24 protein-coding genes are annotated in these 22,045 nt (G+C 71.1%); 11 read left to right on the plus strand and 13 right to left on the minus strand.

Translation table 11 applies throughout. The annotated features are described in order from the left end of the window. Window positions 1–541 precede the first annotated feature (541 nt). Together ACYVP9_RS11765 and pheA are read left to right on the plus strand one after the other, a co-directional pair. A complete protein-coding gene (locus ACYVP9_RS11765) occupies window positions 542–1,075 on the plus strand; it encodes a DUF4446 family protein (RefSeq protein WP_460605012.1) in 534 nt (177 codons plus the stop codon). 37 nt (window positions 1,076–1,112) lie between these two features. Further along, on the plus strand, window positions 1,113–2,036 hold the full coding sequence (gene pheA / locus ACYVP9_RS11770) for a prephenate dehydratase (RefSeq protein ID WP_460605014.1): 924 nt from the start codon (window positions 1,113–1,115) through the stop codon (window positions 2,034–2,036). Here the strand turns inward: pheA and ACYVP9_RS11775 are convergent. The 4 genes from ACYVP9_RS11775 to ACYVP9_RS11790 are packed head-to-tail and all read right to left on the minus strand — an operon-like array spanning window position 2,033 to window position 4,432. Continuing rightward, window positions 2,033–2,347 (minus strand): GroES family chaperonin, encoded by a 315-nt coding sequence (locus tag ACYVP9_RS11775; protein WP_460605015.1) that lies wholly within the window; start codon window positions 2,345–2,347, stop codon window positions 2,033–2,035. The two genes, pheA and ACYVP9_RS11775, sit on opposite strands and share 4 nt — an antisense overlap. A 2-nt stretch (window positions 2,348–2,349) precedes the next feature. Further along, window positions 2,350–3,003, minus strand: a complete 654-nt coding sequence (locus ACYVP9_RS11780; protein WP_460605017.1) for a gamma-glutamylcyclotransferase — start codon at window positions 3,001–3,003, stop codon at window positions 2,350–2,352. Next, on the minus strand, window positions 2,976–3,278 hold the full coding sequence (locus ACYVP9_RS11785; protein ID WP_460605018.1) for a hypothetical protein: 303 nt from the start codon (window positions 3,276–3,278) through the stop codon (window positions 2,976–2,978). Before ACYVP9_RS11785 ends, ACYVP9_RS11780 begins: the two co-directional genes overlap by 28 nt. After that, a complete protein-coding gene (locus ACYVP9_RS11790) occupies window positions 3,275–4,432 on the minus strand; it encodes an inorganic phosphate transporter (RefSeq protein ID WP_460605020.1) in 1,158 nt (385 codons plus the stop codon). The genes ACYVP9_RS11785 and ACYVP9_RS11790 overlap by 4 nt, the downstream gene beginning before the upstream one ends. 363 nt (window positions 4,433–4,795) lie before the next feature. Here ACYVP9_RS11790 and ACYVP9_RS11795 point away from each other — a divergent pair, with 363 nt between their 5' ends. The 5 genes from ACYVP9_RS11795 (at window position 4,796) to ACYVP9_RS11815 (ending at window position 10,980) form a co-directional block, all read left to right on the plus strand. Continuing rightward, window positions 4,796–6,427, plus strand: a complete 1,632-nt coding sequence (locus tag ACYVP9_RS11795) for a periplasmic substrate-binding domain-containing protein (RefSeq protein ID WP_460605021.1) — start codon at window positions 4,796–4,798, stop codon at window positions 6,425–6,427. Between the two features lie 96 nt (window positions 6,428–6,523). Then, window positions 6,524–7,570 (plus strand): ABC transporter permease, encoded by a 1,047-nt coding sequence (locus ACYVP9_RS11800; protein ID WP_460605023.1) that lies wholly within the window; start codon window positions 6,524–6,526, stop codon window positions 7,568–7,570. 11 nt (window positions 7,571–7,581) lie between these two features. After that, window positions 7,582–8,667 (plus strand): ABC transporter permease, encoded by a 1,086-nt coding sequence (locus ACYVP9_RS11805; RefSeq protein ID WP_460605072.1) that lies wholly within the window; start codon window positions 7,582–7,584, stop codon window positions 8,665–8,667. Next, window positions 8,664–9,674 (plus strand): ABC transporter ATP-binding protein, encoded by a 1,011-nt coding sequence (locus ACYVP9_RS11810; protein ID WP_460605024.1) that lies wholly within the window; start codon window positions 8,664–8,666, stop codon window positions 9,672–9,674. Before ACYVP9_RS11805 ends, ACYVP9_RS11810 begins: the two co-directional genes overlap by 4 nt. Next, window positions 9,658–10,980: an ABC transporter ATP-binding protein gene (locus ACYVP9_RS11815; RefSeq protein WP_460605025.1), complete on the plus strand. Its 1,323-nt coding sequence runs from the start codon at window positions 9,658–9,660 to the stop codon at window positions 10,978–10,980. Before ACYVP9_RS11810 ends, ACYVP9_RS11815 begins: the two co-directional genes overlap by 17 nt. A 19-nt stretch (window positions 10,981–10,999) precedes the next feature. On the opposite strand, the gene ACYVP9_RS11820 is transcribed toward ACYVP9_RS11815, so the two are convergent. The 6 genes from ACYVP9_RS11820 to ACYVP9_RS11845 all read right to left on the minus strand — a co-directional run bounded on the left by ACYVP9_RS11820 (window position 11,000) and on the right by ACYVP9_RS11845 (window position 13,598). Further along, entirely contained in the window at window positions 11,000–11,236 is a 237-nt protein-coding gene (locus tag ACYVP9_RS11820) for a hypothetical protein (RefSeq protein ID WP_460605027.1), read from the minus strand. Window positions 11,237–11,319: 83 nt separating this feature from the next. Further along, a complete protein-coding gene (locus ACYVP9_RS11825) occupies window positions 11,320–11,601 on the minus strand; it encodes a hypothetical protein (RefSeq protein ID WP_460605028.1) in 282 nt (93 codons plus the stop codon). After that, entirely contained in the window at window positions 11,598–12,473 is an 876-nt protein-coding gene (locus tag ACYVP9_RS11830; protein ID WP_460605029.1) for a hypothetical protein, read from the minus strand. Before ACYVP9_RS11830 ends, ACYVP9_RS11825 begins: the two co-directional genes overlap by 4 nt. Window positions 12,474–12,481: 8 nt before the next feature. Then, window positions 12,482–13,018 (minus strand): hypothetical protein, encoded by a 537-nt coding sequence (locus tag ACYVP9_RS11835; protein ID WP_460605031.1) that lies wholly within the window; start codon window positions 13,016–13,018, stop codon window positions 12,482–12,484. Next, entirely contained in the window at window positions 13,015–13,302 is a 288-nt protein-coding gene (locus tag ACYVP9_RS11840; RefSeq protein ID WP_460605032.1) for a WXG100 family type VII secretion target, read from the minus strand. Before ACYVP9_RS11840 ends, ACYVP9_RS11835 begins: the two co-directional genes overlap by 4 nt. Further along, entirely contained in the window at window positions 13,299–13,598 is a 300-nt protein-coding gene (locus ACYVP9_RS11845; protein WP_460605034.1) for a WXG100 family type VII secretion target, read from the minus strand. Before ACYVP9_RS11845 ends, ACYVP9_RS11840 begins: the two co-directional genes overlap by 4 nt. A 93-nt stretch (window positions 13,599–13,691) precedes the next feature. On the opposite strand from ACYVP9_RS11845, the gene serS reads away from it, so the two are divergent. After that, entirely contained in the window at window positions 13,692–14,945 is a 1,254-nt protein-coding gene (gene serS / locus ACYVP9_RS11850) for a serine--tRNA ligase (protein WP_460605035.1), read from the plus strand. Next, complete coding sequence (locus ACYVP9_RS11855) at window positions 14,942–15,766, plus strand: HAD family hydrolase (RefSeq protein WP_460605037.1); 825 nt, start codon at window positions 14,942–14,944, stop codon at window positions 15,764–15,766. The genes serS and ACYVP9_RS11855 overlap by 4 nt, the downstream gene beginning before the upstream one ends. Before the next feature lie 100 nt (window positions 15,767–15,866). Here ACYVP9_RS11855 and ACYVP9_RS11860 read toward each other — a convergent pair whose 3' ends face one another. Both ACYVP9_RS11860 and ACYVP9_RS11865 read right to left on the minus strand, forming a co-directional pair. Further along, window positions 15,867–17,294 carry an acyl-CoA synthetase gene (locus tag ACYVP9_RS11860; protein WP_460605038.1) on the minus strand — a complete coding sequence of 476 codons (1,428 nt, stop codon included), beginning with the start codon at window positions 17,292–17,294 and terminating at the stop codon, window positions 15,867–15,869. 6 nt (window positions 17,295–17,300) lie between these two features. Next, complete coding sequence (locus ACYVP9_RS11865) at window positions 17,301–17,912, minus strand: proteasome activator (protein WP_460605073.1); 612 nt, start codon at window positions 17,910–17,912, stop codon at window positions 17,301–17,303. Window positions 17,913–17,972: 60 nt separating this feature from the next. Between ACYVP9_RS11865 and ACYVP9_RS11870 the strand changes: the two genes are divergently transcribed. Then, window positions 17,973–19,175, plus strand: a complete 1,203-nt coding sequence (locus ACYVP9_RS11870) for an aminotransferase class V-fold PLP-dependent enzyme (RefSeq protein WP_460605040.1) — start codon at window positions 17,973–17,975, stop codon at window positions 19,173–19,175. Window positions 19,176–19,180: 5 nt separating this feature from the next. Here the strand turns inward: ACYVP9_RS11870 and ACYVP9_RS11875 are convergent, their stop codons facing one another. Continuing rightward, window positions 19,181–20,158, minus strand: a complete 978-nt coding sequence (locus ACYVP9_RS11875) for an NAD(P)H-quinone oxidoreductase (RefSeq protein WP_460605042.1) — start codon at window positions 20,156–20,158, stop codon at window positions 19,181–19,183. Between the two features lie 85 nt (window positions 20,159–20,243). On the opposite strand from ACYVP9_RS11875, the gene hutH reads away from it, so the two are divergent. Beyond that, window positions 20,244–21,785, plus strand: a complete 1,542-nt coding sequence (hutH, locus tag ACYVP9_RS11880) for a histidine ammonia-lyase (RefSeq protein WP_460605043.1) — start codon at window positions 20,244–20,246, stop codon at window positions 21,783–21,785. Window positions 21,786–22,045 lie beyond the last annotated feature (260 nt).

Raw genomic sequence — 22,045 nt, forward strand, 5'->3', positions numbered from 1 at the left:
GAGACGGCTTCACGAGACGGCTTCACGAGACGGCTTCACGAGACGGCTTCACGAGACGGCTTCACGAGACGGCTTCACGAGACGGCTTCACGAGACGATGAGGAGCCGGCGTCGCCACGCCGACGCCGAGCCATGAAGATCGCTCGGGGCCCGCTGACGGCATCGGGGCCACGCCGCGAACGGGTCTCGTGAAGGGGTCTCGTGAAGCCCTCTCGTGAAGGGGTCTCGTGAAGCCCTCTCGTGAAGAGGTCTCGTGAAGCCGTCTCGTGAAGAGGTCTCGTGAAGCCCTCTCGTGAAGGGGTCTTAATTGTTTCGGCAAGGGTGTGCTCCACCCCCGGTCGACGGGGCGGCCCGGCGCGGGCTCCAGGCTGGGCGGCCCGGTACGGGCTTCAGGCTGGGCGGCCCGGTACGGGCTCCAGGCTGGGCGGCCCGGCACGGACTCGGCGCCGGCCGGCCGGATGGCGGGCATTTCCGCGTCGGTGTGCGCGTCGCCGGGCGCGCCGAGCCGGGCGCGGGCGACGATGCCCATAGCCTGGTGAGGATGGCCACCTATGTCGCGGTGTTCGCGCTCGTGCTCGCCTACGTCGCCCTCGTGGCGGCGTACATCGCGCTGCGCACGCTCGCCAAGCTGCGGCGCGCGACCCGCGTGCTGGCGAAGGGCGCGCGGGGCGAGGAGAACCACACCTCGCTGATCGAGACCAGCCAGCAGCACGCCGAGCGGCTCGACGTCGTGTCCGACGAGCTCGAGGCGTTGCGGGGTCACCTCGAGACCATGCTGGGCGCCCGTCCCGGCGACGCTCCGGGCGCCCTGCGCAACATCGCGTTGGTGCGCTACGACGCGTTCGGCGAGATGTCCGGCCGCATGTCGTTCTCGCTCGCGCTGCTCGACGAGAAGGGCGACGGCGTCACGCTGAGCGCGATCGCCGGCACCGGCGACACCCGCGTCTACGCGAAGGGCGTCGCGAACGGCAAGGGCGAGCACGAACTCTCGCCCGAGGAGCAGCAGGCGGTGTCGGCGGCGCTCGCGAAGCGCCGCAGCCTGCTCGCCCGCCGCCCGGCCGCCCGCGCCTCCTGACCCGGGCCGCACCGCCGGTCGCCGCTACGCTGCCGCGGTGACGACGATCGCCTTCCTCGGCCCGGAGGGCACGTTCGCGCACCAGGCGCTGCGGCAGCTGCCGGTGTCCGAGGGAGCGAGCCTGCTCCCGCTGAGCAACGTGACGCTCGCGATCGACGCCGTCCGCGCCGGACAGGCCGACTCGGCGCTGGTGCCGCTGGAGAACTCCGTCGAGGGCGCCGTCCCGGCCACCCTGGACGAGCTGGCGTACGGCGAGCCGCTGATCATCGCCGAGGAGACCTACCTCGGTGTCTCGTTCGAGCTCATGTCCCGTCCGGGCACGGAATTGGCGGACGTCCGCACCGTCGCCACCCACCCGCACGCCGAGGCGCAGGTGCGGCGCTGGCTGATGGCGAATTTGCCCGGCGCGTCCGTGGCGCCCGTCGGGTCGACCGCGGGAGCCGCACAGGACGTGGGCCGCGGGGAGTACGACGCCGCCGTCGGCGCCGCGGTCGCGGGCGAGCTCTACGGCCTGCACACGCTCGCGCACGACATCGCCGACAACAACGGCGCCGTCACCCGTTTCGTCCGGCTGACGCGGCCGGGCCCGCCACCGCCGCCCACCGGCAACGACCGGACGTCCGTCGCCGCCCGGCTGCGCGAGGAGCACGCCGGCGCCCTGCTCGAGATGCTGAGCGAGTTCGCGAGCCGCGGCATCAACCTGACCCGCATCGAGTCCCGCCCCGACCGGCTGCGCCCGGGCACCTACTCGTTCTCGATCGACGCCGAGGGACACCTGGCCGACGAGCGCGTCGGCGACGCGCTCGCCGCCCTGCACCGGGTCTGCGCCGACGTGCGCTACCTCGGTTCGTACGCCCGGCGCGACGGCGCCCAGGGGCCGGTGCCCACCGGACGGCACGACGCCGACTTCGCCGACGCGCGGGCGTGGCTCGCCGCCGTGCGCGAGAAGGGCGCGTCCTAGAGGTAGAGGCCGGTGTTCGCGTCGTTGCGCTCGGCCGCGACGGCGTGCAGGTCTCGCTCGCGCAGCAGCATGTAGTCGTCCCCGGCGATCTCGACCTCGAAGCGGTCGTCGGGGCTGAACAGCACGCGGTCGCCGGTCTCCACCGCCCGCACGTGGTTGCCGACCGCGAGCACCTCGGCCCACACCAGCCGCTTGGACACCTGCGCGGTGCTCGGGATCAGGATGCCGCCGCTGCTGCGCCGTTCACCGTCCTCGCGCGTCTCGCGCACGAGCACCCGGTCGTGCAGCATCTTGATCGGCAACCCGCTCATGGTCACCAGCGTAGGAGGTCGAGCCCGTCCGTCCCGGCGGGCCGACCGACGAGCGCGACGGCGTCCGCCTGCGGCACGTCGCGGCAGCGCACCGGCGCACCGTCGACGAGCAGCGGCAACCGGGCCGTGGCCCGTCCGACGTAGGCCAGCGGTTCGACCCGGCGCCCGTCGTCGACGATCTCGACCGAGCCGCTGCGCACGGTCGCGAGGTCGTAGCGCACGCCGCGGCCCTCGCACGCGTCGAGCGCGGCGACCTGGTCCTCGGCGGCCCACCAGACGGCGTGGACCTCCTCCGCCCCGGGCAGGGCGGCGAGTGTCGCCGGGCGCTGGTCGTCGACGACCCGCAGCCCGGCCGCCCAGACCGCGGCCAGCCCACGGCACCGGACACGGTGCACGACGACGGGGCCGGGCAGGGCGCGCGCCGTCCGCAGCCACGCGATCTTGGACGGGCACGCGTTCGACCCGTACGCCAGCACCGGACGGCGCCGCGCCATCGGCACGGCGCCGCGCGCGGCGAGCCACGCGTCGGTGTCGTCGGGCAGGGGCACGAGCGTGTCGTCGACGTCCTGCACGAACGAGAAGGGCGGACGGGCGCCCGGGTACGGCCTCGCCGGGTAGGCGGCCGCCGTCAGTGGAACTGCGGGATGATCAGCCACAGCCCGTAGAGAACCGCACCGCCGCTGGCGACGAAACCCAGTCCGGCCAGCAGTGACCCGGCCAGCCGCGGCTGTGACGCGGTGACGCCCGGGGCACCGTCCGTCACGGCGGCCCGGTCGTGGCCGCGGGCCATCGACAGGCCCACGACGGCGAGCGAGAAGAGGACGACGACGGCGAGCCCGAACAGCAGGCTGACGCCCGCGACCTTGCCGAGCGCTTCCCAGTCGACGAGCGGCTTGGTCTCACCGGCGGCGAGCAGGTGCGTGGCGCTCATGCGGCGGCTCCGGTCAGTTCGCGCTCGGGTTGCGCGGCGGCTTCGTCGTTGACGTTGTGCGGGTTCACCGGGTTGCGCCGGGAGCGGTAGGCGATGAAGGCGACGGCGCCGACCGCCACGAGCGCGACCAGGGCGATGCCTCCGTTGCCGCGGCTCGCGAGCTCACCGGCGAGGGCGCCGATGACCGCGGCGACGGGCAGGGTGAACAGCCAGCCCAGCGCCATGCGCCCGGCGACGTTCCAGCGCACCTCGGCCAGTCGCCGTCCGACGCCGGAGCCGAGGATGCCTCCGGACACGACCTGGGTCGTCGAGAGCGCGAAACCCAGGTGCGAGGACGCCAGCAGCACGGCGGTCGAGGCCGACTCGGCGGCGAACCCCTGCGGCGACTCGATGTCGGTGAGGCCCTTGCCCATCGTGCGGATGATGCGCCAGCCGCCCATCGCCGTGCCCAGCCCGATGGCGAGGCCCGCGGCGAGCACCACCCAGAACTGCGGACCGGTTCCGGTGCTCTGGTGGCCGTTGATGATGAGGACGAGGGTGATGACGCCCATCGTCTTCTGCGCGTCGCCGGTGCCGTGGGCCAGCGAGACGAGCGACGCCGACACGGTCTGGCCGTGGCGGAAGTACGTCCGAGCGGTCTCGGCATCCGACCGGCGGGTGATGGTGTAGGCCGCGTAGGTCGCGAGCGCCGCGATCAGGCCGCAGATCACCGGGGAGAGCACCGCCGGCAGGATGATCTTCGACAGCACCGCGTCGAAGTGCACGCCCGCCGAGCCGACGACGACCCACACCGCGCCGATGAGCCCGCCGAACAAGGCGTGCGAGGACGAGGACGGCAGCCCCAGCAGCCAGGTGACGAGATTCCAGAGCACCGCGCCGATCAGGCCGGCGAAGATGATCGCGGTGCCGTTGACGCCGGGGTCGGACAGCTTCGCGTCGTCGACGATGCCGCCGGAGATGGTCTTGGCGACCTCGGTCGACAGGAACGCGCCCGCGAGGTTCAGCACGCCCGACAGCAGGACGGCGACCCGCGGCCGCAGCGCGCCGGTCGCGATGGAGGTCGCCATCGCATTGGCCGTGTCGTGGAAGCCGTTGGTGAAGTCGAAGGCCAGCGCCGTAGCGATGACGACCACGACGAGGAACGACACGTCCATCGGTTCTCCGAATTTGTTCGCGGGGCTTACAACCCCCGATGTGTCCCCACTGTGCGGATCGCGGGCAAGGCGTAGGCAACGGGAAGGCGAACACCAGGTGAACGAGCGACGCCGGGGCGCATTCTGTCTGACTTGTCCGGATCGCGAGGCATCGCCCGCTAACGGAAGGGCAACGCCTGCGCCGAGAGGTCCCTTCCTGAGCGACGGCTGGGGATAGGCTCCCGCGTCATGGCCGCCCGGGGGCTGTCGGCGCGATCCCGCCTCCGTCCCCCGTCCGGCGCATCTGCACCACCTGCACCAACTGCCACGAGCACACCCTCGAAAGGGAGACGCATGGGATCTCGGATCCGAAGGACGATCACGGTGGGCATCGCCGCCGGCGCGCTGATCGCGCTGGCCGCGTGCGGCGCCGGCAAGAACGATGATAAGTCGGACGCACCCTCCGGCAGCGGCGGGGCCGGCACCGGCTCGGGCGCGTCGACCGGCGGCGGCAAGCCGATCACCATCGGCACCACCGACCAGGTGACCGCCCTCGACCCGGCGGGCTCGTACGACAACGGTTCGCTGCTGGTCGAGACGCAGGTGTACCAGTTCCTGATGGACGTCCCCGAGGGCGGCAAGACCCCGCAGCCGGACGCGGCCGAGAAGTGCGAGTTCACGACCCCCACGAAGTACACCTGCACGCTGAAGCAGAACCAGAAGTTCTCCAACGGCGACGTCATGACCGCCAAGGACGTCGTCTTCTCGTTCCAGCGCATCGTGAAGATCAACGACCCGAACGGCCCGTCCTCGCTGCTCGGCAACATGGCCAGCGTCGCGGCGCAGGGTGACGACACGGTCGTGTTCACGCTGAAGAACGGCAACGACCAGACGTTCCCGTACGTCCTCGGCACGTCCGCCGGCCCGATCGTCGACAGCAAGGTCTTCCCGGCCGACAAGCTGCTGACCGACGACAAGATCATCGGCTCGGGTCCGTACAAGATCGCCTCGTACACCAAGAACCAGCTCGTCGGCTTCGAGGCCAACCCGAACTACGGCGGCGACAACAAGCCGAAGACGTCCAAGATCTCGCTGAAGTACTACACCGACGCGAGCAACATGCGCCTGGACATCTCCCAGGGCCAGATCGACGTCGCGTGGCGCAGCCTGCTGCCCAGTGACGTCGAGGCGCTGAGCAAGGACAGCAACGTCAAGGTGCTTACCGGCTCCGGCGGCGAGATCCGCTACATCGTCTTCAACCTCAAGACGATGCCGGGCAGCAACGAGGCGCAGAAGAAGGCCATCCGTCAGGCGGTCGCCTACTCCGTCGACCGGCAGTCGCTGGCGCAGAACGTCTTCGACGGCACGTTCCAGCCCGCGTACTCGATGATCCCGAAGGGCATCAAGGACGCGACCGAGCCGTTCAAGACCACCTACGGCGAGAGCCCCGACAAGGGCAAGGCGACCGACGTGCTGAAGTCGGCCGGCGTCTCCACCCCGGTCTCGCTGAACATCCAGTACACGACCGACCACTACGGACCGAGCTCGGCCGACGAGTACGCCGAGATCAAGCGGCAGCTCGAGGGCACCGGCCTGTTCAAGGTGTCGATCAACGGCACGTCGTGGGACAGCTACAGCGACGAGCGGGTCAAGGACTCGTACCCGATCTACCAGCTCGGCTGGTTCCCCGACTTCGTCGACGCCGACAACTACCTCGGCCCGTTCCTCTCCGAGGGCAACTTCGTCAACGCCCACTACTGCGACAAGGGCGCGAAGAACCGGCCGTGCGACCAGGACGGCATGCTGCCACTGCTGTCCAAGGAGCAGACGACGTCGGGCAGTGCCCGCACCACCGTGCTCGACCAGATCCAGACCAAGCTCGCCACCGGGACGCTGCCGCTGCTGCCGCTGCTGTCCGGCAAGCAGGTCGCGGTCACGCACGGCGACGTCAGCGGCGTCCAGGACACCCTGGACCCGACGTACAAGTTCCGCATGTGGCTGTTCAGCAAGAGCTGACGACCTGATCGACGTCCGCCGGGCGCGCGGTGACCCCGCGCGCCCGGCGCGACTGTGTCAGCCCCTCACCACCAGCGTCGAAAGGGCCACAACCGCATGGCCGCAGGCACCAAGGCATCGTCAGGGTCGCTGCGCACCTACCTGATCACCCGGCTGCTGCTGGTGATCCCGATGGTGTGGATCCTCGTCACCCTCGTCTTCATCGTGATGCGGGCGATCGGCGACCCGATCAAGTCCAAGTACGCCGGACAGCTGCCGCCCGAGGAGATCGAGCGCCGCCGCGCCGCCGCCGGGCTGACGCGGCCGATCCTGTCGCAGTACTGGGACTACCTCACCGGCATCGTCCGCTTCGACTTCGGCACCACCATCACCGACAACCAACCGGTGAGCGATCTGATCATCACGCGCGGGGCCGCCACCCTCGAACTCACCTTCTGGGCGTTCCTGGTCGCGCTGCTCATCGGCATCCCGCTCGGACGGGTGGCCGCGCGTCACCGCGACAAGCTGCCGGACGTCGGGCTGCGCCTGTTCGCGATCGTCTGCTACGCGATCCCGGTGTTCTTCCTCGGCCTGCTGCTGCAGCTGCTGTTCGGGCAGGTGCTGGGGTGGCTGCCGACCAACAGCCGTGCGAGCTCGGACGTGCAGCAAGCGCTGGAGACGGTCGATCCGAACACCCACATCTACATCATCAACGCGATCCTCTACGGCGACCCGTCCTACGGCTGGGACGTCATCGAGCACACGATCCTGCCCGCGATCACCCTGGGCCTGCTGACCGGCGGCATCTTCATCCGGCTGGTGCGGGTGAACCTGCTGCAGACGCTGCGCACCGACTACGTCGAGGCGGCGCGTGCCCGCGGCGTCCGCGAGGGACGGGTCGTGCGCAAGCACGCGTTCAAGAACGCGCTGATCCCCGTCGTGACCGTGATGGCGCTGCAGTTCGCGACCCTGCTCGGCGGCGCGGTGCTCACCGAGAAGACGTTCAACTGGCCGGGGCTCGGGTTCACGATCGCCCAGTACCTCGACGAGAAGGACTTCCTCGCCGTGCAGGGCATCGTCGCGTTCATCGCCGTCGTGGTCGCGATCGTCAGCTTCCTGATCGACGTGATCACCGCGATCGTCGACCCCCGCGTGAGGTACTGATCATGGCCAACATGTCGCTCGAGCAGACCGAACCGGGCGCCGCGCCGGTCACGCGTCGCCGCGGCCGCATCCCCGGCCTGGCGACCATGCGCCAGACCAGCGGGTTCCAGCGCGGCGTGCTCGTCTCCGGCCTCGTCCTGGTCGGCATCTTCGTGATCATGGCGCTGTTCGCGCCGCTGATCGCGACGTACGACTTCGACGCCTCGTCCGACGGCGACCGCCAGTTCATCAAGAACCAGCCGCCGTCGGCGGACCACTGGTTCGGCACGACCAACGGTCGGACGGACGTGTTCTCCGAGGTCATCTACGGCGCGCAGACCGCGCTGCAGGTCATCGTGCTCGCGGTCGCGATCTCGCTCGTGATCGGCGTGCCGCTCGGATTGATCTCCGGGTACATCGGCGGCTGGCTGGACCGGCTGCTCGTGCTCGTCACCGACGCACTGTTCGCGTTCCCGTCGCTGCTGCTCGCGATCGTCGTCTCGACGACGGTGTCGACGGGCCAGAGCACGCGCTGGGCAGGCATCCTCGCCGCGGCGATCTCGATCACCGTGGTGTACGTACCGCAGTACTTCCGCGTCGTCCGCAACGCCACCGTGGCGGCACGCGAGGAGAGCTACGTCGAGGCCGCCCGCGCCATCGGCGCCCCACCGCGGGTGATCATGATCCGTTACATCTTCGGCAACGTCGTGCAGACCGTCCCCGTCATCGCCACCCTCAACGCCGGCGACGCGATCCTCACCCTCGCCGGCCTCGGGTTCCTCGGCTACGGCATCGAGCCGACCGCGGCGCCCGAATGGGGACGCCAGCTGAACGTGGCCTCGAAGCTGCTCGCGAACGACGACTGGTGGGGATCGGTGTACCCCGGTCTGGCGATCGTGCTGATCGTGCTGGGAGTGACGCTGGTGGGCGAGAGCCTCAACGACGTGCTCAACCCGGTGCTGCGCACGCGCAGGATCTCGCAGGTCGTGCTGCCGGCGTTCGGCGCGAAGACCACCGACGGCGCGGACGTCCCCGCCGAGGGTGCGGACGTCCCCGCCGAGGGTGCGGACGTCCCCGCCGAGCGGCCTGCCGACCCGACCCGGAAGGAGCTCCGATGAGCGAGCCGGTTCTCGACGTCAAGGACCTACGGGTCTGGTACGCCGGCAGCGGCGGGCCCGTGCGTGCGGTCGACGGCGTCGACCTGACGCTGCAGGCCGGCGAGGTCGTCGGCCTGGTCGGCGAGTCCGGGTGCGGCAAGTCGACGCTCGGACGCGGGCTGATGGGTCTCACCCCGCCCGGCGCGGCGGTGGGCGGTCGCATCACGTTCGACGGCACCGACCTGTTGAGCCTGCCCACGAAGCGGCGGGAGCGGCTGCGTGGAGCGGGGATGGGCCTGATCTTCCAGGAGCCCATGACCCGCCTCGACCCGCTGATGAAGATCAGTGCCCACTTCGACGAGGCGTTGAAGACGCACACGAAGCTGTCGAAGAAGGACCGCAAGCGCCGCGCGCTCGAGTCGTTGCGCGCGCTGGGAATCCCGCCCACGCGCTACCGCAACTACCCGCACGAGTTCTCCGGCGGCATGCGCCAGCGCATCATGATCGCGCTCGCGCTTGCCCTGCGTCCGAAGTTCATCGTGGCGGACGAACCCACGACGGCACTCGACGTCCTCGTCGAGGCGCAGATTTTGCGCATTCTCGCGGATATTCGCGCCGAGTTCTCGCCGGCGATCCTGCTCATCACGCACAACCTCGGCATCATCGCCGAGGCCTGCGACCGCGTCGCCGTGATGTACGCAGGGCGCATCGTCGAGCAGGGTCCGGTCGAGGCGGTGTTCGCGAACCCGCAGCACCCCTACACCCGCGAGCTGCTGCGCTCGACGATCTCGCTCAAGACGCAGGAGCTGCACTCGATCCCCGGCGCGCCACCGGATCTGGTGTCGCCGCCCCCGGGATGCAACTTCCACCCGCGGTGCCCGTCCGCCATGCGGGTGTGCCCGACGAAGGACCCGCGGCCGCGACAGCTCGACCAGCAGACGGTCGAGTGCTGGCTGCACGAGACGTTGTCCGAGGCGGACGCCGAGCCGCTCGCCCTCGCGGAGGTGTCCGTTGCCGACGAAGCCTGATCTGACGAAGTCCGCCGCCACTACGGACGCCGACGCGTCGCCGCTCATCGAGATCAGCGACCTGCACGTCGAGTTCGCGATCCGCACCAACGCCCTGTCGCGGCTGGTCGGTGGTTCCGCCGGCACGGTGCGCGCGGTCGACGGCGTCAACCTGAACCTGGGTCGCGGCGAGGTCGTCGGCGTCGTGGGCGAGAGCGGGTCGGGCAAGTCGACCCTCGGACGGGCGCTACTGGGCCTCGTGCAACCGACCCGCGGCTCGATCCGCTACGACGGACGGGAGATCGCGGGGCTGGGGGAGAAGCAACTGCGGCCGCTGCGTCGCAAGCTGCAGATGGTCTTCCAGGACCCGCACGCCTCGATGAACCCGTCGATGACCGTCGGACGGGGCATCGGCGACGCGCTGCGCATCCACGGCCTGCGCCCGGACGACCGGCGGCAGGCGGTGGCCGAGGCGCTCGAGCGGGTCGGACTCGCGCCGGCGGCGCGCTTCATCGACAAGTACCCGGCCGAGCTGTCGGGCGGCCAGAAGCAGCGGGCGGTCATCGCCCGTGCGATCGCGCTGGGACCCGAGCTGCTCGTCGCGGACGAACCGATCTCGATGCTCGACATGTCGGTACGCGCGAAGATCCTCGGCCTGATGGACGAGCTGCGCCGCGACCTCGGGCTGACGTACCTCTACATCACCCACGACCTCGCGTCGGCACGGTTCTTCTGCGATCGCGTCGCGATCATGTACCTCGGGCGCATCGTCGAGATCGGCCCGGTCGAGCAGATCTTCGACGACCCGCGGCATCCGTACACGAAGGCGCTGCTGCGGGCGGTGCCCGACCCGGACCCGTCCCGCTCGGTGCCGCGCGAACTCCCGCGTGGTGAGATCCCCGACGCCGCCGCCGCGCCGCTCGGGTGTTCGTTCCACCCGCGCTGCCCGCAGGCGTTCGGACCGTGCGGGTGGGAGAGCCGCGATCTGCGCATGGTGCTCGAGCAACGCTGGACCGACGTGCCCGCCGAGCAGTTCGAGACCGAGTCCGGGCTGGTGCGCGACGGGGCGAAGTTCGCGACCGCGACGTCCGGCACGGGCGTGCAGGTGCACTCGTCCGACCCGGCGAAGCTGCTCACCGTGCTCCAGTCGGAGCGGGACACCCGGCCGGACGAACCCCTCTGGACGGGCGTCGAGTCGATGTCCGCGGGCCACGGCGGAGTCGAGCTGACCCTCGCCGAGCGGCACGACCCGGCGCTGCTTCCCGTCGAGGGTTCGGACGTCTCGGTGGCGTGCCACCTGTACCACGACCCGCGAGCATCCGACTGACCTTGATAGGAACGGCGACTCAATCCTCGGGGGTGGATCGTCGACTGCCGAACCCGGCGTCGCGGAGAAGGTTGGCGATCCACGGTTTCAGTTCCTCCGGCGTGATCTCACGCAGTGAGCGGTCGGGCTCGTCGTAGGTGTTGTCGAGTTCGGCGAAGAACCGCAACATCCGCTCCATCGCATGGTCCGAACCGACAGTGATCTCGTCAGACGAGAACATCTCGCGGAACCGTCGGTCGAACACCGCGAAGGGCACACGTCCGTCGAGGAATCTGCGCAGGAGATCTGCATACGGCTCGACGGCGCCACGGAGACTGCCGCAACACCGGTTCCCCGCAGTCATCGAGCGGCGCGTGACTCCGCCAGGTCACGACGCAGGCGCGCGACGCATTCGAGCGCCCGAGGGCGGTGTTCAGCCAGGAGGGACGTGAAGAGGACATTCTCGAGCTCGTTCTCGGCCAGATCCACGAGATCGAAGACGGGATCGCTTTCGTCGTCCCTGTGAGCCGCCAGAATCTCCTGGAACTGTCGCTGGAGTTCTTCGACGCTGGACCGGTTGGCTTCGAAGGTGGCGATGGCGTCCACCACATCGACGGTCCACTGCGGCTCGCACTGGTTCATCGACGCGTCCTCATCACGGTGACCACAATTTTACCCTCGGTGACGACCCGCAGACCGTCGACGTCGTAGGCGAGCCGACGTTCGCCCAGTGGGCCCCTCGTAACCGTCCGCTTTCCGTGCTTGATGACCTCCTCGACGAAGGCGGGCGGAACGCTGCGCCCGCCCTCGACTGCACCAGGTGTCAATTCTCGAGGTTGCAAACGGTCGACCGCGTGCCGGGTGTACAGGCGGTTTCCGATCCTCGCGTACTCGCGTCCATTCCGCACGACCTTCGGATAGTTCGCCCACGTCGTCCAGGGGTACTTCGGCGTCGAGCCGCTCAGCCGCAGGATCGCGCCCAGGTCTTTGAACTTGCTTCCAGCCCTCGCCAGCCCACCGGCCGCTGATCGTCCAGCGCGCCCGAGCGCGGGCAGGGCGCCGACTGCCCTGACCTTCGCGTAGGACACCTGAGCATCGACGAGGACGGCCAGCTCGTCGTACACCTTGACCGCGCTCGCCTTGACCGCGCGGATGGCGTCCTCGACCACCCTGCCGGCGGCGCGGAGCTTCTCGATCAACCCGCGGATGACGACGACGGCCTTGGCGATCCGTGCCGCTTGCGCGACCTGGGTCGGTGCCTCGGCGGCGCCGAAGCTGAAGATGCTGCCGATCGCGCCGAGCACCTGCAGTCCGGCGCTCTCGCCGGCCAGCCACGCCAGCTCGCTCTCGATCTCGCTGTGGCAGTGATCGAGGTGGTCGGCGTAGTCGTTGCACGCGCGGCCCAGCGCCCAGTGGGCGTCCGCCAGCTCGCTCAGCCGCGACGAGTAGCCCTGGCACACCGTGGCCATGTCGTCCGCCTCGGGCAGGCCGTGGGCGGTGAAGGGCCGCACCACCCCGGAGATCAGGCACGTGCTGGTGCTGAGCGCGCTTCCGCATCGCGTCCACACCTGTCCGGCCGATCGCAGCCGGTCGACGTCCCCGTTGGCCAGACGTACCCGACGGTGTGCTCGACGATCCACCAGCCGGTCGGACCGTCGTCGCCACGCGAGCCGTTGGCCGTCGGCGGCTGCGTCGGTGTGCCGACCCTTGTGAAGCACGGGACACCCGCAAGCAGTGCGCCCGACTCGTCGAGGTCTGCGCGCGACGCGGTCGACGCCCGCTCGGCGTCGGCATAGTTCCGCGCCGACTGCAGGAACATCTGCGACAGCGCGGTTCCGCCGTTGAGGGCGTGCGCGGTGGCCCGCAGCACCGTCCACGCGGCGTCGTCGTAACCGGTCGACCACGCCTGGCCGGACGGATCGGTACCGGCCATTCCGCCCGCGGTCGCCAGCGTCGCGGTCAGGTCGTCGAACGCGGTGTCGACCGGGTTGACGATCTCGTTCCAGACGGTGGTCGACGCCGCGACGAAGTCCTCGACCTCGACGTGCAGTCGAGTCACTGCGACCACATCTGGACGTTCGCGCGGACGGCGGCCGTGTAGTTGGCGTCGGCCGTCCGCGCGATCGAGTGCAGGGTCGCGAGCGCGTCGCGCATCTGCCGGGCGCCGGCCGTCCACTTCTGGTGCGCCTCGGCGTGCAGGCCGGCGGCACTGCCCTGCCAGGTGGCATGCAGGCGCTTCATGCGAGCGTCGACTGCGTCGTCGACCCGTTCGAGTTCGCGCTGCGTCACGGTCATGCGGTCGATCAGCTGGGTGAGCAGCTCGAGGTCCACTGCGAAACTCATGCGATCTTCCGCAGATCGGTCGTGATGCCGAGTTCGTTGCTCTCGTACTCGCGCGCGGTGACACCGAGCGCCTGCGCCATCTGCTCGAGCCCTGCGATGACCGACCGCGCCCCCTCGGACCACTCCTGCCACCCGCGCCCGAACGCGGAAGCCGCCTGCCCCCGCCACCCGTGACCGAGCAGGTCGTCGGCGGCGGCCTGCAATCGCGCCAGCTCGGCGCGTGCCTCGGTCACCTCCTCGGTGACCACGGCCTGGGCGGCGAACAGTTCCGTCGGGTCGACCTCGTAACCGGACATGCCGGGCAGGGTAGGCAGATCCGCGCGGTCCCCGCCGACGATCGGGCCTTGCCTGTGGACAACTCCGGTCGGCGGCGTCAGTAGCCTGATGACGTGCTCGATCTCAAGCAGTTGCGCGACGACCCCGAGGCCGCACGCGCGTCCCAACGCACCCGCGGCGCCGACCCGGGACTCGTCGACGCCCTGCTCGCCGCCGACGACCTGCGCCGCGCCGCCGTCGCGCGCGCCGACTCGCTGCGGTCCGAGCAGAAGGCCATCAGCAAGCAGATCGGGCAGGCGTCGCCCGAGGACCGTCCGGCCATCGCTCACCGCGCGAAGCAGCTCAAGGAGGACGTCCGCGCCGCCGAGGCCGAGCAGGCAGACGCCGACGAGGCGTTGCGCGCGGCGCAGTTCGCCGTCCCCAACATCGTCGAGGAGGGCGTGCCCGAGGGCGGCGAGGACGACTTCGTCACCCTCGACACCGTCGGCACGCCGCCGGCCGTCGAGAACCCGAAGGACCACATCGAGATCGGGTCGGCGCTCAAGGCGATCGACACCGAGCGCGGCGCGAAGGTGAGCGGCGCGCGTTTCTACTTCCTCACCGGCGTCGGCGCGCAGTTGGAGTTCGCGCTCGTCAACCTCGCGATGCAGCAGGCCACCGAGGCCGGGTTCACGCAGGTGATCGCGCCGGCGCTGGTGAAGCCCGAGGTCATGGCCGGAACCGGCTTCCTCGGCGCGCACGCCGAGGAGGTCTACCACCTCGAACGCGACGACCTGTACCTCGTGGGCACGTCCGAGGTGGCGCTCGCGGGCATGCACTCCAACGAGATCCTCGCCGAGCTGCCGCTTCGCTACGCGGGGTTCTCGTCCTGCTTCCGCCGCGAGGCCGGCTCCTACGGCAAGGACACCAAGGGCATCATCCGCGTCCACTGGTTCGACAAGGTCGAGATGTTCTCCTACGTGCGCGTCGACGAGGCGCGCGACGAGCACCAGCGGCTGCTGGCGTGGGAGCGCGAGTTCATGGACAAGCTCGAGTTGAGCTACCGCGTCATCGACGTCGCGGCCGGCGACCTCGGCTCGAGCGCGGCGCGCAAGTTCGACATCGAGGCGTGGTTCCCGAGCCAGGGTGCGTACCGCGAGCTGACGTCCACGTCGAACTGCACGACGTTCCAGGCGCGACGGCTCAACATCCGCACCCGCGGGGAGAAGGGCACCGAGCCGGTGGCGACGCTCAACGGAACGCTGTGCGCGGCCGCTCGCACGATCGCCTGCCTGCTCGACCACCACCAGCAGCCGGACGGGTCGGTGTACGTGCCCGCGGCGCTGCGGCCGTTCCTCGGTGGGCGCGAACTGCTGACCGCCCCGTGATCAGACTCGTCGCGACCGATCTCGACGGCACGCTGCTCAACAGCGAGGGACGCGTCTCCGCCCGCAACCGGGCCGCGCTCGACGCCGCGCTGGAGGCCGGGTTGGTCGTCGCCTTCGTGACCGGACGTCCGCCGCGCTGGCTCGACGACCTGCTCGAGGAGACCGGTCACCAGGGCGTCGCGGTCGGCGCGAACGGCGCGGTGCTCTACGACCTCGCCACCGAGCAGGTGCTGGTCGAGCACACCATCGCGCCCGAGGTGATGCGCGACATCGCCGTGGCGCTGCGGCGCGAGTTCGAGGCCGTGACGTTCGCGTCCGAGCGCGGCCACGGGTTCGCCGCGGAGCCGGAGTACACGCACGACTGGCAGGTCAACCCGCTCGTCGACCGCCGCGGGGTGCCGATCCCGCCGCCGCGCATCGGGCCGCTCGACGAGGTCGTCGCCGACCCGGCCATCAAGCTGCTCGCCAAGGACCGGTCCGCCGACGCCGACGCGTTCCTCGCCGCCGCCACCGAGGTCGTCGGCGACCGCGCCACCCTCACGCACTCGTCCTCGTTCGGGTTGCTGGAGATGTCCGCGCCGGGCATCACGAAGGCGACCGGACTGGCCGACCTCGCCGAACGGCACGGCATCGCGCCGCACGAGGTCGTCACCATCGGCGACATGCCCAACGACATCCCGATGCTGCAGTGGTCGGGGCACTCCTTCGCCGTCGCCAACGCGCACCCGGCCGTCAAGCAGGCCGCCCGAGCGGTCACGGTCAGCAACGACGAGGACGCCGTCGCGGTGCTGATCGAATCGGTGCTCGCCGAGCGCGACTGAGTGGCACCTTCCGCGGTTGACTGGCACGGTCCGGCCTTGACTGGATGACATCAACTCGCCAGCGAACCACCGAACCTGCCAGTCAACGGGGGAGGTCGGGTCAGGCCGGCGGGGCGAGGCGGGATCGGATGATCTTGCCGGACGTCGTCTTGGGGAGCTCGTCGACGAACCACACCCGGCGCGGGTACTTGTAGGGCGCCGTCTCGGCCTTCACGTACGCCTGGAGTTCGGCCGCGAGTTCGGCGGACGGCGCGTGACCGTCGCGCAGCACGACCGCCGCAGCGACGATCTGACCGCGGTCGGGGTCGGGCACGCCGGTGACGCCCACCTCGCGGACGGCCTCGTGGCCGAGCAGGGTCGACTCGACCTCGGCCGGTCCGATGCGGTAACCCGCGGAGATGATCACGTCGTCGGCGCGGGCCTCGAACCACAGCCAGCCGTCGTCGTCGACGCGGACGTCGTCGCCGGTGTGCCACCGACCGGGGCCGACCTCGTCGGACTCGTAGCCGAGGGAGAACGCCGGTAGCGTCGCCGGGTCGACGGTCAGCTCGCCGTCGACGATCTCGACCTCGACGCCGGGCAACGGGCGTCCCATCGAGCCGGGCGGCGCCGACTCCCCGGGCGGTGTGCCGGTGACCTGGCCGGTCTCGGTCTGCCCGTAGCCGTCCGAGATCTCGAGTCCGGTCTGGTCGCGCCAGGCGTGCCAGGCCGGAACCCCGAGCGGCTCGCCGGCCGTGACCAGCCGGCGCAACGACGGCAGCGCTCCGATCGGCCCGTGCCCGGCGATCAGCCGGTACTCGGTCGGGGCCATGCACAGCACGTTCACCCCGAGTCTGCGGACGGTGTCGAGCCGTCCGTCCGGGTCGAAGCGGCGGTCCTGCACCACGGCGGCGGCGCCGCACCACCACGGCGCGACGAACGCGTTGCGCGCCGACTTCGACCACCCCGGCGCGGCCGTCGACCAGACCAGGTCGCCAGGTTGCGCACCCAACCAGGTGGTCGCCTGCAGCTGCTGTCCCCACACGAACCGTTGCCCGTGGCGGACGAGTTTCGGCTCGCCGCTCGTGCCGGAGGTGAACAGCACGAACGCGGGATCGCGGTCCTCGAGCTCGGCGTACGGCGGCGCGTCGCGCGCGTCGAGGAACGAGTCGTCGGGCAGCCACCGCACCGGGCACGGCGGTCGCGCTCCCTCGACGACGGCGCGGTTGCGTTCGTCCGCCACGACGAGGGCCGGACGGGCCCGCCGGACCCGCAGTGCGACGTCCTTCGCGCGCAGCTGCTCGCTGCACGGCAGCAGTGGTGCGCCGAGGCGCAGGCAGGCGAGCGTCAGGGCCACCTGCTCGACGCCGTTGCCGGTGAGCGCCAGAACGACGTCACCACGACCCACGCCGTCCGACGCGAGCAGCGCGGCCACCGAGCCGGCACGCTCGACGAGTTCGCCGAACGTCCAGGACCGGTGACCGTCGTCGACCAGGGCGAGCTCGTCCGCCGGCTTCGCCGCGACGTAGTCGCGCACCCAGTTGGGCACGGTGCGTTACAGGTACTGGCCGGTGCCGCGACCCGAGTCGTCGCCGTCCGCCTGCCTCGGCATGATCATCTGCCCGTCGGGCCCGACGACGATCTGCCGCTGCCCGCCACCGCCCGGTTCGACCGCGCGGCGGCCCATCATCTGCTCCAGCTGCTGCCGGGCCTGGGCCTGCTGCGCGTAGAGGGCGGTCTGGATGCCGTGGAACAGGCCCTCGAGCCAGCCGACCAGTTGCGCCTGCGCCACCCGCAGCTCGGCCTCGGACGGCACCTCGCCGCCGAACGGCAGGCTCAGCCGCTCGAGTTCCTCGCGCAGCTCGGGCGCCAACCCGGTGGCCAGTTCCTTGACCGACGACTCGTGGATCTCGCGCAGCCGCTTGCGGCCGGCCTCGTCCATCGGCGCCTGGCGCACCTCCTCGAGCAGCTGCTTGATCATCGTGCCGATGCGCATGACCTTGGCGGGCTGCTCGACCTGGCCCGTAATGTCGTCGATGTCGCTACGGTCGGATTCGTCGGGCCGATCGGCCGGGGCAAGCTCCTTCGATTCCTTGCTCGACGAGTCCTCGCCCGGGGCTTCGGACGACGGGGTGAATGCGGGATCCTGGGAACCATCGGTCACCAGCCCAGTCTGCCCGGGCGCTGTGACTGACACACACAGGGATGACGGAGGGGTGGCAAGCTCGTGAGGGTGATCGGGGTCGACGTCGCGCGCGTGCGAGGCCTCTATCCCACCCTCGCCACCCGCACCGCCCAGCTCGAGGGCGGGTTCGCGGCACTGCAGCCCGAGTCGGTCATCCGTTCGATCATCGCCACGCTGCGCGCCGCCCCGGCCCAGCCGGGGTCGCGCAGCACGCGCTCACAGCAGTCGGCCACGCGCGCGCTGCGGGCGCGGCGGGCGGTCGCCGATCTCGTCGCCGCCCGCGCCGAGGACGTCGTGCTCGGGCAGAGCACCGCATCGCTGCTGCAACGTTTCGCCGTGCTGTTCGCCGGCGACTGGCAGCTCGGGGACGAGATCGTCCTCAACCGTCTCGACGGCAACCAGCTCACCGAGCCGTTCACGCGGGCGGCGAAGGTGCGCGGCGGGGTCGTGCGGTGGGCCGAGGTCGACCTCGACACCGGCGAGGTGCCCTCCTGGCAGTACGACGACCTCATCGGACCGCGCACCCGCGTGGTCACCGTCTCGCTGGCCAATCCGGCCACCGGCATGGTGCCCGAGGTGCGGGCCATCGCCGACCGCGCACACGACCACGGCGCCCTGGTCGTCGTCGACGCCGGCGTCGCGCCGGTCTACGTGCCGCTCGACCTCACCGAGTTCGGCGCCGACCTGCTCGCCATCTCACCCGCCGTCTTCGGCGGCCCCACCGCCGGCGCCGTCGTCACCCGCCCCGGCCTGGTCGACGAGCTGCGCGCGAGCGACGACATCCCGTCCGACCGCATCGAGACGCAGCCGCTGCCCGTCGAGTTGCTCGACGGGTTCGCCGCGGCCGTCGACCACCTCGCCGATCTCGACGAGCACGCCACCGGCACCCGCCGCGAGCGCCTCGAGGCGTCCGTGGCGGCGTCCGCGGGCTGGACCGGCGAGCTGTACGAGCGGCTGCACACCGAGCTGGCCGAGCTGCCCGGCGTCACCGTGCTCGGGTCGGCCGACCGCGTGCTGCCCGTCGCCGCGTTCACCGTCGCCGGGTACCGCCCCGACGAGGTGGGCACGCACCTGCAGCGTCACGACGTGTCGGTCTGGACCGGCGCGTCCGGTGTCGACGAGGTCCTGCGTGCCTTCGGGGCGGACGAGCTGGGGGGCGCCGCGTTCCTCGGTCTGATGCCGCACACCAGCGGCGCCGAGGTGCAGCAGTTCCTGGACGCGATGCGGGCGCTCACGCCCCGCTGAGCGCGTCAGCGCACCTGCAGCAGCACCTTGCCGATGTGCTCGCTCGAGTCGACGAGCCGGTGCGCCTCGCCCGCGTCGGCGAACGGCACGACACGGTCGACGACCGGACGGACCTGTCCCGCCTCGATCATCGGCCACACCGCGTTCTGCACCTCGCCGACGATCGCCGCCTTCATGGCCGCCGGGCGCGCTCGCAGCCCGGCCGCGTGCACGGTGGCGCGCTTGCCGAGCAGCGTGCCGATGTTGAGCTCGCCCTTCACCCCGCCCTGCATGCCGAGGATGATCAGCCGTCCGCCGGTGGCGAGGGCGTCGACGTTGCGGGACAGGTAAGACGCGCCCATGTTGTCGAGCACGACGTCGGCACCGCCGTGCTCCTTCAGCACCTCGACGAAGTCCTCGTCCTTGTAGTTGATCACTACGTCGGCGCCGAGCTCGCGGCAGAAGTCGAGCTTGCGCTGCGACCCCGCGGTCACGAACACCTGGGCGCCCCGTCCGGCGGCCAGCTGGACGGCCGCGGTGCCGATGCCGCTGGACCCACCGTGGACGAGGAACTTCTCGCCCGGCTGCAGCCGTCCGGCCTCGGCGCCGAACACCATCGACCAGACGGTGCACATGACCTCGGGCAGCGCGGCCGCGTCGACGAGTCCGACACCGGACGGCAGCGGCAGCAGCTGTCCGACGGGGACGGCCACCTTCTCGGCATAACCCCCGCCCGAGAGCAGCGCGCAGACCTCGTCGCCGACGTTCCACCCGGCGACGCTGTCGCCGATCGCGGAGATGGTGCCGGAGCACTCCAGGCCGAGGATGTCGGACGCGCCCGGCGGCGGCGGGTAGTTGCCCTGCCGCTGCAACAGGTCGGCACGGTTCACCGCCGACGCGGCGACGTCGACGATCACCTCGTCCGCCTTGGGCTGCGGGTCGGGAACGTCCCGCACCTCGAGGACCTCGGGTCCGCCTGGCTCCGTGATGACCACCGCGCGCATGAGTCCCGACCCTAGGCCGTCCCGGATCCGAGACGCCCGACAGGGCGCGTGGCGGCGGACGGACGGCAGGCGCGAGAGTGTCGGGATGGAGCGTGTCGCTGTCGGTACCGGTCCGCTCACCGAGGCGGACGTCGTCGCCGTTGCCCGGCAGGGCGCGGGGGTCGAGCTGACCCCCGAGGCCCTGGACGCGATCGCGGCCTCGCGCCGCGTCGTCGAGGCGTTGGCGGACGACGTCGAGCCGCACTACGGCATCTCGACGGGCTTCGGGGCCCTGGCCACCAAGCACATCCCGGTCGAGCAGCGCGCGCTGTTGCAGCGCTCGCTGATCCGCTCGCACGCGGCGGGCAGCGGCGACCCGGTCGAGCACGAGGTGGTGCGTGGGCTCATGCTGCTGCGACTGTCGACGCTCGCCACCGGGCGCACCGGGGTGCGGCCCGAGACGGCGCAGGCCCTCGCCGGGCTGCTCGACGCGGGCATCACGCCGGTCGTGCACGAGTACGGCTCGCTGGGCTGCTCGGGTGACCTCGCGCCGCTCTCGCACGTCGCACTCGCGCTGATCGGCGAGGGATTCGTCGACGACGCGGACGGTGCGGTCCGCCCCGCCGCCGAGGCGCTCGCCGCGGCCGGCATCGAGCCGCTGACGCTGGGCGAGAAGGAGGGCCTGGCCCTCATCAACGGCACCGACGGCATGCTCGGCCAGTTGCTGCTCGCCTGCCACGACCTCGACCTGCTGCTGCGGACGGCCGACGTCACGGCCGCGATGAGCGTCGAGGCGATGCTCGGCACGTCGGCCGTCTTCGCCGCGGACCTGCAGGCGCTGCGGCCGCAGCCGGGGCAGGGCGTCTCGGCCGCCAACCTCACTGCGCTGCTGGCGGGCTCGCCGATCATCGCGTCGCACGCCGGTCCCGACTGCGTCTACGTGCAGGACGCCTATTCGATGCGGTGCGCGCCGCAGGTCGCCGGCGCCGCGCGTGACACGCTCGCCCACGCGCGGACGGTCGCCGGGTACGAGCTCGCGTCCGCGGTCGACAACCCCGTCGTCACAGCGGACGGGCGGGTCGAGTCGAACGGCAACTTCCACGGCGCACCCGTCGCCTACGTGCTCGACTTCCTCGCCATCCCCACGGCCGACGTCGCCTCGATGAGCGAGCGCCGCACCGACCGGATGCTGGACGCGTCCCGGTCGCGCGGTCTGCCGCCGTTCCTCGCCGACGATCCCGGGGTCGATTCCGGCCACATGATCGCGCAGTACACGCAGGCCGCGCTGGTGTCCGAGCTCAAGCGGCTCGCGGTGCCGGCGAGCGTCGACTCGATCCCGTCCAGCGCGATGCAGGAGGACCACGTCTCGATGGGATGGGGCGCGGCCCGCAAGCTGCGCCGCGGCGTCGACGCGCTGACGCGGGTGCTCGCGATCGAGCTGCTCACCGCCGCCCGCGCGCTCGACCTCCGGGCTCCGCTCGAACCCGGACCCGCTACTGGCGCAGTCGTGTCAGCGCTGCGAGAGAGCGTCCCGGCGCCCGGTCACGACCGCTTCCTCGCCCCCGAGATCGAGGCCGCCGTCGACCTCGTCCGCTCGGGACGTGCGGTCGCCGTCGCCGACGCCGCCCTGCCCGCACCGCTGCGCTGATCCGTCGGCCGGCGGCGCGCCGGCTCGAGGACTCGCTGCGTCGATCCGTCGCGTTCTGCTGCTGGGCACCTCAGTTCTGCAAACAATTGAGACCGCTTCACGAGACCGCTTCACGAGACCGCTTCACGAGACCGCTTCACAAGACCGCTTCACAAGACCGCTTCACGGCGGGACTCGAGGCGTTCGTCCGGCTCCGGGCGCGATCTTCATGGCCCGGCGGCGGCATGGGGACGCCAGGCCCTCGACGTCGGCGGACGACT

The organism is Jatrophihabitans fulvus (assembly GCF_054781375.1).